Annotated in this window: 8 protein-coding genes and 1 other RNA gene; 5 read left to right on the top strand and 4 right to left on the bottom strand. The window is 49.9% G+C overall.

What is annotated here, in order from left to right; translation table 11 throughout:
- Positions 1-59: 59 nt before the first annotated feature.
- From MK185_00585 to MK185_00575, 3 genes are all read right to left on the bottom strand, one after another.
- Complete coding sequence (locus MK185_00585) at positions 60-1,274, bottom strand: hypothetical protein (GenBank protein ID MCH2039117.1); 1,215 nt, start codon at positions 1,272-1,274, stop codon at positions 60-62.
- Positions 1,275-1,353: 79 nt separating this feature from the next.
- Positions 1,354-3,129, bottom strand: coding sequence for a right-handed parallel beta-helix repeat-containing protein (locus MK185_00580; GenBank protein ID MCH2039116.1), 1,776 nt, complete (start codon positions 3,127-3,129; stop codon positions 1,354-1,356).
- A gap of 498 nt (positions 3,130-3,627) precedes the next feature.
- Entirely contained in the window at positions 3,628-4,725 is a 1,098-nt protein-coding gene (locus MK185_00575; protein ID MCH2039115.1) for a helix-turn-helix domain-containing protein, read from the bottom strand.
- Between the two features lie 298 nt (positions 4,726-5,023).
- Between MK185_00575 and MK185_00570 the strand changes: the two genes are divergently transcribed.
- Entirely contained in the window at positions 5,024-7,321 is a 2,298-nt protein-coding gene (locus MK185_00570) for a YgiQ family radical SAM protein (GenBank protein ID MCH2039114.1), read from the top strand.
- Positions 7,322-7,385: 64 nt separating this feature from the next.
- On the opposite strand, the gene MK185_00565 is transcribed toward MK185_00570, so the two are convergent.
- A complete protein-coding gene (locus tag MK185_00565) occupies positions 7,386-9,770 on the bottom strand; it encodes an AAA family ATPase (GenBank protein MCH2039113.1) in 2,385 nt (794 codons plus the stop codon).
- 124 nt (positions 9,771-9,894) lie between these two features.
- Here MK185_00565 and ybfE point away from each other — a divergent pair, with 124 nt between their 5' ends.
- The 4 genes from ybfE (at position 9,895) to dnaX (ending at position 13,055) form a co-directional block, all read left to right on the top strand.
- Complete coding sequence (ybfE, locus tag MK185_00560; GenBank protein MCH2039112.1) at positions 9,895-10,164, top strand: LexA regulated protein; 270 nt, start codon at positions 9,895-9,897, stop codon at positions 10,162-10,164.
- 118 nt (positions 10,165-10,282) lie between these two features.
- A complete protein-coding gene (locus tag MK185_00555) occupies positions 10,283-10,846 on the top strand; it encodes a hypothetical protein (protein MCH2039111.1) in 564 nt (187 codons plus the stop codon).
- Positions 10,847-10,917: 71 nt separating this feature from the next.
- Positions 10,918-11,014: signal recognition particle sRNA small type (gene ffs / locus MK185_00550), an RNA gene on the top strand.
- An 85-nt stretch (positions 11,015-11,099) separates the two neighbouring features.
- A complete protein-coding gene (gene dnaX, locus MK185_00545) occupies positions 11,100-13,055 on the top strand; it encodes a DNA polymerase III subunit gamma/tau (GenBank protein MCH2039110.1) in 1,956 nt (651 codons plus the stop codon).
- The last annotated feature ends 14 nt before the right edge of the window (positions 13,056-13,069 follow it).

The following is a 13,069-nucleotide window of genomic DNA, read 5'->3' as shown; positions in this document are numbered from 1 at the left end:
ATCGTTTATCAAGGATGCAGGTTGTCAGAGGACGCAGCTGCGCTCTCTGACTTGAACACTTATTGGCACAGATCAGGATCCATACTATCGATCCAGGCTTTGATCAATGCGGTGCCCTCCTGATGAATAACTGCACGACCCAGGGGAGGCATGGTAACCCCGGCCTGTGTGGTGTTCAGGCGGTTAAACAGAAGTGACTCTGCAGCATTGCCTGGTTCGATAATTCGCGCTGATCCCTCGCTGGCACCGGAAACTGCCACGGCACAGGCACCGTGATATCCCTCATTGCCGCGCCATGGAATATTGTAGTCTGCGCGAAAAGCGGTATTACTGGCTTGACCTTCGGTTCGGTGGCAATGACCGCAGTTGATGTCCAGCCAGGATTTAGCGGTTGCGGTCAGCAGTTCTTTGGAACCAGTGTAATCAGACAGGGGTTTGCTATCAGTAAAAACCACGGCTTTTTGCACCGTTGATAATTCGTCCGGCAGCCCTGACAACAGATTTTCAGCGACCCATCTCAGTAGCTGATTCTCCGGTCCCTGACCATAGTCAAAATCAGCGTTCAGGAATCGTGCTTTGGGACCAATAGGGCTGAAACGCACCGGCGTTGGGTCAATGCCATTGACAACGTCGTTATCACCATTTGGATTAAATTGATGGCAGGTGGAGCAGGCATTCTGATTCGGCACCTGATAGGTAAACGACAGATTGTCGTTGCCGTGTTTCAGGTTATTGATGGCAACCTGTTCTCCGGTGGTATCCCAGGTGGCTTCGGTTTGTTCTGCATTCCAAACGTAAGGTCGAGCGACCCAGCCGGCGTCCTTTTTAATCAGTAAGCGGGTTTCAATCAGGCGCTCATTTATTACGCCACGCTGGCTGGTATCTGCGGGCATGGTAAATGTTTTTGCGATAATACTGCCAACCGGAAAATCAAAGGACTCGGTTGCGGAATAGCTGACTGTTTTACCTTCCGGTATAAAAATAAAGCGATATTTACTGGCATAGTCGGTAAACAGCGGTGCTGATAAGTCGTAAGCCAGACCACGATTGCTGGGATTTTGAGTCGGGTCGCAAGGATTTTCGAACAATTGATATTGAGACAGCTTTTCAGCGTCGGCGGTTAATGCCTGTTGCCAGTTCACGGTTTTATTCTGGTTTTGGCAAGACGCAATGGCTGAAGGCGTCGATGGTTTTGGCGAATGGTTGTCTGAGCTGCCACAGGCCAATAGCGTCAGGCTGGTTGCTGACACTAAAAGGTATTTTATTGTTTTCATAAAGCAGATCCGGTTTACGGCGGTGTTGGAGGCGTTAAAGCGCCTCCTGTTGTTATTGCTTATATTGCTTATTGGGCGATCAAAGCGCACAAGCCGCTTGCGTGCGGTCGTCAGCGGTGCAGCCAAAGGTTTCAGTATTGAAGGTGACGGTTGCCGGGCTGCCTCTGAAGGCATTTTCGCTGGCACAGTTCATCACACCGTTGGGGTCTCGCATGATCGCATTGGCTACGCCACTTACTCCACCAGCCAGTAATTGCAATTTTTCGCGTGGTGCCCCAGTACTGAAAGTATCGGCAGTCGCGCTGGTCTGATAAACGGAAGCGGCAAATAGGCTTGGATCGTTCAGGGCGATATCGGATTGACACACGCCACTGTCCTCGCCATACGCGGCAAACACAGCCATATTAATTGGGGTGTAATCCTGAGCGCCTGGAATGTTGGCCTTAATACCAGCGGCCACTTCATTAATGCCTGCGACGATGGCGGCAATCATGGACTCCCCCTGGCCTTCCGGGTGAGGTGTGTTGGCTAACAGCTCGGCAATGCCATCGTATAAAATGTGTGGCGCTGTGATCTTGCCATCGGCGATATCCGGGTTTTCGTTGTGGAACGCTTTGAACCCGGTGATCAGGTCTTTGATTAAATCGCCCTGTGGGTTATCAATACCGTCAGCAACGGTAATGGTGTTGTTGTGAATATTCAGATTCCGGACAAATGGGCTCCAGCCATCCATAAATGCCGTCGCATACGGATGAATATCGCCATAGTTTTGTACCTCACCTTCGCCCATGCCTACGTTGGCTTTCGGAGGTTGCGCTACCTTTTCATCCGCGAGTATGTAGGAGGCAATAGCAATTGAGATGGTTTGGTGGTCGCGAATCCTGTTGTGATAAATTTCAACATCTGACGTCGATAACACAATGACACCAGTACCTGGCGGGACAATATGAACACCACCGGCAAAGGTGCCGGTATTAGCAAAATTAGGCGCGTTGTTGGCGGTTATTTCGTTATCAAAAACACGAACACCGGAGCCGTATTTGCCATTACCAATCGGCAAGTCAAACACCAGGATTCCACCGGTATTACCGCGTGCGGTGTTACCGTAGACATCAGCATTGGTCGAATTTTCGACCTCAATACCGGCCACATTTTTTTCCGCGATGTTGTTTCGTACCACGATTTTGTCGGACTGGCCAACGTAGATGCCGGCATCCGCCGAGCCTTTTACGAAGCAGTCTTCGATGAGTACGTTGCTGGTTTCTACCGGATATAAGCCGTAAGCACCATTGCTGGCCTGGTAATCTGTTTCCCAGACAGTCGCCATATTACGCATGATGACGCCGTTGGATTTGGTCACTTTTAATGCATTGTTGTTGGATTCGTAGATGCCGAAGTCTTCAAAAGTCAGGTAGTTGGTATTATTAATCAGAAAGCCATCAGCAGCAGCGCCACTGGCATCAATAATGGTTTTATCTTTGCCTGCACCGCGGAATGTCAGGTTGGAAACTGCTACATTGTCGACCAGACCATTAAACTCAATGGTCGAATTAAAGTTGTATCGACCGGCGGGAAGAATAAACGTATCACCGGTTCTGGCAACCGCCAGTGCTGCGATTAGATCATCCTGAATTCTCTGATCGCTCAGGTCATCCACTGCGCCAATGCAAATAACACGCGCACCGACCGTGTCGTTATCTGTGCAATCGAATGCTTTGCTTGGGGCGGCTACTGGGTCATTACTGGTTAAATTTTTACTGTCACTGCCGCAGCCGCTGAAGTTGAGGGCTGTGATGGCCATCACTGTCACCAGAGCCAGTGGTTTTATTCCATTTGCTACTGTATTTATTTTCATTTTGAAGTCTCGAGTGTTTTCTGAGTCGAACGAGTTCCGTTGGCTTGATTGTTATTATTCCAACCTTCCTTGGTTGTCTCGCTAGTAAAAGACAACGTTTATTGATGGGGGAAAACAATTCGATAATTAACTTCTGATAATCAATGTGCAAAATATGAAACGTCCGAGAATCAGTGGTTTTACTGGTATTTTCAGGTGTATTTTTTACGGTGTGCAATTCTTGAATGAAGAAATTACAAAGAAGAAAAGCGCTTAAAACTCTAATTGGCTGAATAGGTCTGGCGCTAGCAGTAGCCACTTTCCTGGAAAATGGAGTTTTTACGACCTATATCAGAAAAATCTCAATGGAGTGTTTGAAAATTGAGTCTGCAACGACGCCTATTTAGATAGCAGCGGAGTGCACCAAGCAGAATAGAAAAGGGGATGTCAGTGAAACGTTATCAAGTACTTTATGAAACAGGCGGAACCTGCTGTCCGTTCCGCATAATCGAGCTTTGTTCAGTGCATGACCGCAGTATTCGTCTTTTCCGAGTCTGGCTTGGTTGCTAAACCGTCTGAGTCACGATATTGCGATGGCGTCATACTATGAATTTTACGGAATGCCCGGTTGAACGAACTCATAGTGCGATACCCGACATCTAAGGCAATATTGGTCACGGGGGTTTCTTTTTCATTGACCAGGCGATTAGCTGCTTCGCCAATTCTCAGTTGATTGATGTACTCATTAAAGTTGTTATATCCCAGTGATTTATTAATTGTTGCTCTCAGCTTGTATTCTGGCAGTGCCAGTGCCTGTGCCAGGATCGCCAGCGTCAGATTTTCCTGCCGGTAGAAGCCTGTTGCCATTAACGTGTGTAACTGTTCCAGGTGAGGATTCTGGTGGGTGAGGGGGGCAGTTTCTTCGGGCGCTGGATGTCTCTCTGCCGGAGCTTCCTCGTCCGGCGCAGTGCGCGCCAGCCGGTCAGCAGAGTTGCCGCGTAATTTCCACAATTCAGGGCGACTCTGAAGCAGGAACCAGACCATGATAATCAGGCTGATATTGATACCCAGATAGCGTATGGCATCACCCCCAATACTGAAGCGATAGGAGAATATCGACCAGCCAGTGGCAATTCCCATTGACAGTAATAAACCACCTCGCAGGCGCCGCCGCGCCTCAACCAGGTCGTTATTCCAGTTGTTGATGATTTCAAAGATACCAAGCATCACTACCACGTACTCGAGCTTTTGTGGCATATCGATCAATACGGTGCGTAACTCCGCGGGTTTACCTGTCAGCAACCAAAGAAAAGGCAAAAGAAAACTGGTCATAGCCAGCGTCCAGCTCAGTGTGCGCGAGTCGCCAGGGTCAACAAAGGTGTAGCGTGAGGCGATCCAGAACATCGCCGGTGCCATGCTTTGTACACTCCAGGACAGGACAAACCAGTCTTCCGGCATAAAGAGATGATACATGTGCACATTGGCGCACAGCAGTAACATGATAAAGGCTTTGGCGGCCGGGGTATCCAGGTAGTCTCTGGCAATCAGCAAAGCTAGTGACAAAGACAGGCCCGTACCAAGGGCGGCCAGGAAAAGCTCAATTTGCGCTTGAATCATAAAGTATTAGGTTTCGTTGTTATTGTTATTCGAGATGCGAATGCCTGTTCGATGGTCTGGCACAAGTGGCAAAAACTCAAGGTAAATATCGGACAAATATAGACCGAATGCTCCGGCAAAGACTTAGCAGTTATTAAAATTGCACAGCGAAAGCTGTCATAGGTCAGAGAATGCAGATTTTGACGCTGTTAACGGAAGGGGCAGGCCAGAATTTACGGGACTTTCTGTGAATCTGCTTTTGTGTCGAACGGAATTTTGGGAGAATGCACACACTTCCGTTTAGCTATTAGTTTTGTTCATGAATCAGCCTCAAAAGCATCTTTTTTCTAATTATCCATACTGGGCCGAGTGTTTTGGTACGGCGCCGTTTTTACCCATGTCTCGACAGGAAATGGATGTGTTGGGCTGGGACAGCTGTGATGTGATTCTGGTCACCGGCGACGCATATGTCGATCACCCGAGCTTTGGTATGGCGGTAATGGGTCGTATGCTGGAATCGCAGGGATTCCGTGTGGGGATCATCGCTCAGCCGGATTGGAACGACCCGGATGCTTTCACACGATTAGGTAAGCCAAATTTTTACTTTGGTGTGACCGCCGGAAACATGGATTCATTGATCAATCGGTATACCGCCGATCTGAAAGTGCGCTCAGACGATGCCTACACCCCTCATGGTGAACCCGGTAAGCGTCCTGATCGTGCGGTCATTGTGTATTCACAAAAGTGTCGAGAGGCCTATAAAGATGTGCCAATTGTGATTGGTGGCATCGAAGCCAGTTTGCGTCGTATTGCGCAATACGATTATTGGTCGGATCAGGTACGCCGTTCTGTATTGATTGACTCTGGTGCGGATATTCTGCTGTACGGTAACGCCGAGCGGGCCATTGTTGATCTGACCCATCGGTTGGCGGCTGGTGAACCGGTGGAGCAAATTGACGATTTGCGCGGCACGACTATTGTTCGGGATTCCACGCCGGCTGGGTGGACTGAGATTGATTCCAGTCGTATTGATTGGCCGGGGCACATTGATCAGCTGCCGAACCCGTATGATATGAAAGAAGCCAACACGGAAGGTTGTGCTTCTGATCAGAAGAATCAGCAAAACGCGGATGAAGATGACGATGTGATGCCAGTAAAGATCATCCCTATGCCATTGCAGCGTAAGGTTGATCATGATGCCGACACTACTGTGATTCGATTACCATCGTTTGAAAAAGTTAAAAATGACAGTGCCTTGTATGCCCATGCCTCGCGGGTTTTGCACCAGGAGTCCAATCCATACAACGCACGCCCATTGATACAGAAACACGGTAATAAGGAAATCTGGGTAAATGCACCGCCCATTCCGTTAGAGACGGATGAAATGGATTCGGTATTTGGTTTTCCCTATAAACGCGTGCCGCATCCGAGTTATGGCGATGCCAAGATTCCCGCGTATGACATGATTCGCTTCTCGGTCAATATCATGCGCGGCTGTTTTGGTGGTTGTACTTTCTGTTCGATTACGGAACACGAAGGACGCATCATTCAGAGTCGCTCGCAGGAATCCATCATCAACGAAATCGAAGAAATCCGTGACAAGGTTCCGGGTTTTACGGGAACGATTTCCGATCTGGGCGGGCCGACGGCCAATATGTATTTCCTCAAGTGTAAGAGTCAGGAAATTCTTAACAATTGTCGTCGTTTATCCTGCGTCTATCCGGGTATTTGTAAGAATCTGGAGACCAGTCACAAACCAACGACAGAACTGTATCGTGCGGCGCGTGCATTGCCTGGCATTAAGCGCATTGCTATTGCTTCGGGTCTGCGTTACGACCTGGCGGTGGAAGATCCGGAATACGTTCGTGAGCTTGTGACGCATCATGTTGGAGGGTATTTAAAGATTGCTCCAGAGCATACCGAGCAAAACGTACTCACGAAAATGATGAAGCCCGGAATGGGGACTTACGATAACTTCAAGCGTATGTTTGATAAGTTCTCGAAAGAGGCGGGCAAAGAACAGTACCTGATTCCTTATTTTATTGCTGCTCATCCGGGTACTGAAAATAAGGATATGATGAATCTGGCGTTATGGCTGAAGCGCAATAAGTTCCGGGTTGATCAGGTGCAGACTTTTTATCCTTCGCCGATGGCGCTGGCGACGGCTATGTATCACTCCGAGCGTAATCCGTTGAAGCGGATGAGCTACAAACAACCCAAAATGAACATTCCCCGCGATATTAATCAGCGCCGTACGCATAAAGCATTTTTGCGTTATCACGATGCGAAAAACTGGCCGATGCTGCGCGAAGAGCTTAAAGCCATGGGGCGTCAGGACCTGATCGGTTCTGGCCCGAATGCGTTGATCCCGGCTGAAGATGATGTTGGTAATAAGCGCGTTCAGCGTCCCGGTTTTAAGAAGTCCATCAGCAGCAAGAAGCCGGGTAATAAATCTCCGGTTAAGCCACAGGGCACGGGTGCTGCAAAGTCATCCGGCGGTAAGAAAGCAGCCAGTAAAAAACCGGGTAAGTTTGCAACCCAGATTAAAGCCAGTGGCGCTAAGGGGAATGCGGGCTCGGGGGCTGGAAAAGCTAAGCGTGTGCGTAAACTGAAATAGCCGCTCACGTCACGAGGGGACCTGCCGCTGTGGCAGATCCCCTGAGCGGTTTTATGTGCTTACGTTAATCTGGCTTTTTGTCGCCCATTTTAGAAATCTCTTCCAGGCGCTTGATGATGTCGCCATTTACACTGCCTTCAGGGAAATCGCCGTTAGTATCGGCCACACCGGCTTCACGATTGAGCAAAATTTCAATGGCCTGATCAACGTGTGAGACCGCGTAAACACTGAATTCACCAGCAGCTGCGGCATCAATCACCTCTTGTTTTAGCAGCAGGTTATTGGCGTTGGATGCCGGAATAATAACGCCCTGGTTGCCGGTTAAACCGCGCGCTTTACACAGTCGGAAAAAGCCCTCTATTTTTTCGTTTACGCCACCAATTGCCTGAACTTCGCCGTATTGATTGACTGAACCGGTAATCGCGTAACTCTGATCGATAGGTGAGTGAATTAAAGCCGAAATCAGACACACCAGCTCGCCCAGCGAGGCGCTGTCGCCGTCGATGTAGCCATAGGACTGTTCCATCGCGATATGGGCGGATATGGCCAGCGGGAATTTCTGCGCGTAGCGATTACCGAGGAAGCCGCTGAGAATCATGACACCTTTGGAATGGATCGCCTGACCGAGAGAAACTTCACGCTCGATATCCACCACGCCTTTGGAGCCCGGGTAAACCGTTGTGGTAATGCGCGCAGGCGAACCAAAACTGGTATCGCCCAGGGCCATTACGGTTAAGCCGTTAATTTTACCGATGGCCTGGCCCCCGGTCTCCAGCAGTACCGTACCGTCCATCATTTGCTCGAACAGCTTATCGTACACCCGACCGGTGCGCTCTTGCTTGGCTGCGATGGCGCGGTTGAGATGCAAACGATCAATGACTGCATCTCCGGCCAGTTGACGTAAAAAATCAGCCTCGGCTAACAAATCAAATTGTTCTCCAATGCGAGCGCTGATGACATCCTGTTGTTCGGCCAGTCGGGCGCTGAATTGCACCATGCGTACAACGGCGTCGCGGCTCAGGTCGGCGTAACCTTGTTCATTGGTGCGACTCTTCAGTAACCGTGCATAACCCGTCAGGTTGTCATCGTTCAGCGGTAAATCTGAGTCGAAGTCGACCACCGCGCGAAATAGCCGTTTAAAGTCTTCGTCGTATTCCTGTAGCAGGTAATAAATCTGGCGTGAGCCAATTAGTACCAGTTTTACATCGAGAGGAATCAGTTCCGGTAATAAGCTGGTGGTATTGATCAGCCCCATCTCTGAATACGGCGAATCGAGCTTGAGTTGTTTGGATTGCAAGGAGCGTTTCAGTGCATCCCAAACCCAAGGTTCGCTCAATACTTTTTCGGCGTCGAGAATCAGGTAGCCACCATTGGCTTTGTGCAATGCGCCGGCGCAAATTCGCTGAAAGTTAGTTACCAGCGCTCCCTGGTCGCTGGCGTATTCAATGCGGCCGAACAAATTGCCGTAACTTGGGTGCGGTTCGTAAACCACTGGGGCACCACTATCGCTTTCATGTTGTGTGGCGAAGTTTGGCATTAACGATTCTTCCATACTTGAGCGCTTTACATATTCCTCGCGCAGCTCAAGCATCTTTTCTTCGACCAGTTCTTCCAGTACCAGGCGCGGCAGGTGTTCTTCCATTTCATCAAGATAACCGATCAAAGCGCCTTGTTCATGAAAATCATCCCGAATCGGATTGAGCAGGGGTGCTATCGCATCTTTGATGGTGGTTTGGTTTAACTGGCGTAATGAGTCGCTGCTTTCTCGCTTCCATTGTGGCAGCTCAGCCAGTTGTTCGCTAAGCATTTGTTCCAGTTCACCAATGTCGTCGTGAAAGGTTTCCCGTTCATCTTCGCTTAACTGGGCAAATTCGGTTTCATCCAGCGCTTTACCGTCGCGCATAGGCGTAAAGCTAATGGTCGAGGCGTCGCGGTACAGGGCCACGCCTCGTTTGTGTGCTTCACGCTCAACAGTTTCAATGGCGCGATCGTATTTACGATTAAAAACGTAATCGATGGCCGATTTCTTTTGCTGGTACGCTGGGTGTTCCAGTGCGGCCGGGAAGGTCGCCAACAGCTGATCAATCAGGGTGGCAATACGTTCTTTAAATTGAGACGCCTGCTCTGGCATCAGCTCAAGGGCTTTAGGCTCACGAGGATTCTTGAAATTATTGACGTAGCACCAGACGTTGGGCGTATGTTGACGTTTCGCTTCACTTTTCAGGTAGTCTTTAACGTAGGATGAACGCCCGGTGCCGGTATCGCCCATGACAAAAATGTTATAGCCAGGGCGGTTCATGGCGACGCCAAACTGGATGGCATTGACGGCTCTGTCTTGGCCGAGAACGCCCTGGAATTCATCCAGATCAGCAGTGGAGGTAAAATTCAGCTGGCTTTCGCTAATGGAAAGGCACAGCTTCTCAGGCTGCAATTGTGTGTCCTGGCTCATGTAAAAATCACTTCGTCCTGTAAATCTCGTTCGATCACCCTATTGTGAACCCTTGGATGACGCAAGTGTATTGATTTTAAAAGACTATCGCGGATAATTGCGCGGTTAATTGTCCGAGCCTGTTATGTCTGTACAACCTGAAGATCGCACGACCATCGATATGTTTACCCGCCGCAGACCTGGAAGGCCACGCAGCAATCCATATGATCGTGCGCTACAGTGTAAGCATAACAAGCGTAGTCAGCGTCAGCGTGACAAGGCGGCTGGTATGCATCGCCTCGAAGTTAAGGTAGACGGTGATGTTGTTCGTCGCCTTGATGACGTTCGTGACGAACTGAATCTGACTCGCGCTGAGGTAATTGAACTCGCTTTGAAGCAATGGCTTCATATCTGATATCAATGTAGGAAATTGACGATTAGGTCAACTAGGTGTTGATCGCAAAAAGGATGTTTCATAAAATGCGTTCCGGATAAAATTATCAGGAACGAAAGTCAGGGAAGGTTTAATTCTTATGGATAAGATGTTGATGCTGCGCGGCAGCTGGCTTTTGTTACTCGCGGTCATAGTTGCGGGTTGTACTAATACCCCGTCTGTTAAAGGCAACGCCGTTGCCGATACCCCACCTGTTATTGGCGAAATAGAACGCCAACTGGGATTGGTTCACCTTGTTCCGGTGCCATTGTATGGATTGCCTGAATTGTCGCTGGGTGCGCGTTGGCAAAAAGGAGAGGAGCTGCGATTAGAATTGTGCGATAGCCGCGACCGCAGTTTGCAGCCTGAGAAGCCTTTGGTGCTTTACCTCGATGGCAAGCTCACCTATCTGCAGCAGGCAGGTAAAGGGGCGGCAGGCTGCAATGAGTTTGCGGTCACAGAAGGTGAGCTTGTTAGCATCAGTTCCGGTAAGCGCGTGATACTGCGCATCTTTTTTGAAGATGAAGTGGTTGAGCAACGAGTATCAGGCACCACCTCGGATTATTTCTCTCGGCCAAAATATTACGGCCCACAGTCACGCATGAAACAATTTATCGAAGCCTTGCCGGTACAGTCGGTAGAAAATCAATTGGTTGGTGGATAACTGCTTGATTTTAAATTGAGTTTTGATAAAGTGCGCCCACCTGAAGTTCTTCAGGTTGTTGTGGTGGCCTCTGTCGGTCCCCTCGCAATGATAGGCTGCGAACCCCGCCAGGCCCGGAAGGGAGCAACGGTAGTAGCTGACTCGTGTGCCGGGGTGTGGCTGGCGGAGGTCATCTCCAAATCTTGTCACTGACTTTCCTTATTCTTCGCGGTATTATGCGCAACCATGTGCAACCTTCCTGATTGGAAAATTCATGAGTTATCAAGTACTTGCTCGAAAATGGCGCCCGCGTTTCTTTGATGAAATGGTGGGGCAGGAGCATGTGCTGCGTGCGCTGATCAATGCGCTGAACGAAGAACGTCTGCATCACGCCTATTTGTTTACCGGTACACGAGGTGTCGGTAAAACCACCATTGCCCGGATTTTAGCGAAATGTCTTAACTGTGAGCAGGGGGTGAGTGCGCGTCCTTGCGGCACTTGCGCCTCTTGCCAGGAAATTGCGGAAGGTCGTTTCGTTGATCTGATTGAAGTGGATGCTGCATCGCGAACCAAGGTCGAAGATACCCGCGAGCTATTGGACAATGTCCAGTATGCGCCAACACGAGGGCGCTTCAAGGTCTACCTGATCGATGAAGTGCATATGCTTTCGACACACAGCTTTAATGCCTTGCTGAAGACTTTGGAGGAACCGCCTGCCCACGTAAAGTTTCTTCTGGCAACGACCGACCCGCAAAAGTTACCTGTGACGATTTTGTCGCGCTGTCTGCAGTTCAGTCTGAAGAATATGACGCCGGAGAAAATTGTTAGCTATCTGGCTCAGGTGCTTGAGGCAGAGAAAATGCAGTTTGAAGAGCCGGCGCTGTGGCAGTTGGGGCGCGCTGCGCAGGGCAGTATGCGTGATGCATTATCGCTGACTGATCAGGCCATTGCTTACGGCGAGGGAATGGTCGGGGAAAGCCAGGTCAATGCAATGCTGGGTACTATGGATCGCGGTCGCCTGTTTAAATTGGCAGAGGTGATGGCAAAGGCCAATGCGGCTGATGTGCTGGCAGAAATTGCTGCGATGGCTGAGCATGGACCGGATTACGACGAGGTCTTGCAAGGACTGTTGCATATCTGGCACCGGGCATCATTGGCTCAGGTGGTTCCGGACGCGATTGAAAATTCGCAGGGGGATCGTGAAGCCATCCTGCAACTTTCGATGAGTATGCAAGCCGAAGACCTGCAATTGTATTATCAGATTGCTTTATCCGGACGTGCTGATCTGAATCTGGCGCCAGATCCTCGCCAGGGTTTTGAAATGATTTTGTTACGTATGTTGGCATTCCGTCCGGCGCCTCAAGCACCGGTTGATCTCGATCTGAATTCTGCGCTGCAGGCACCACCCATGATTGAGCAAGGCACTTCCGTTGCAACGATTGCTGAACCGGTGGCTGAGGACGAAAAAAAAAAGCGACTGAGCAGTGACCCGGCAGCCGTGTCTTCGGTCGCTGCTCTGCATCAGGTCGCAGGTGATGATGGCGTCACCGCTCCCGTCGACCAGAATGGGGAACCTGCTGTAGCTCAGGAGGTTGTTGATACCAATTGTGTGCAGGATGCCGTTGCTGTTGATGACTCAGAGGGTGTTGGTGATACCGCTGGTGTTGATGATCCTGTTGATGGTGGTTCAGAGCGTGTTGATGCCGCTGAACATAGGGCACCGGTTTTCTCGATCGAAGAACGTTTGAAGCAGGCGGAACAGACACCGGTCGAACTTGAGACTCCGCTCGTGACGAAGGCCGCAGAGACAGTAAAAGAAGCTAAGCAGGATGCAGAACAGCTCGATCCGCTTCAGCCACATAACTGGTGGCAGTGGGTTCAGCAGTTACCGCTGGCGGGTTTGCCTCAGGCGATTGCACGCAACAGTGCATTGATTGATGTGAACGGAGAAGCATTGGTTTTCGATGTCGATCCGGCACAAGGCGCGTTGTTTAATGCCAGCCAGGTCGGTCGAATTCAGGATGCATTGCAACAGTTGCTCCCGGGCGCGAAAATTGAAATGTCGTTGCAATCGCCGCGCGGTGAAACACCGGAACAGCGACGTCAACGCGAGCAGGCCGAAGCTTTTTATGCTGCGAAACAATCCATTGAATCTGATCCGGTTGTGAATCAGATTCTCACAGAGATGGGTGGCTTTGTCATAGAAGACAGTATCCGTCCGGCGAATTAAAGAAAAACCTACAG

This window comes from Saccharospirillaceae bacterium, from assembly GCA_022448365.1.
Lineage (GTDB): Bacteria > Pseudomonadota > Gammaproteobacteria > Pseudomonadales > Oceanobacteraceae > Bacterioplanoides.
The sequence above is the reverse complement of the archived record's forward strand: the minus strand, read 5'-3'. Positions and strand labels throughout refer to the sequence as shown.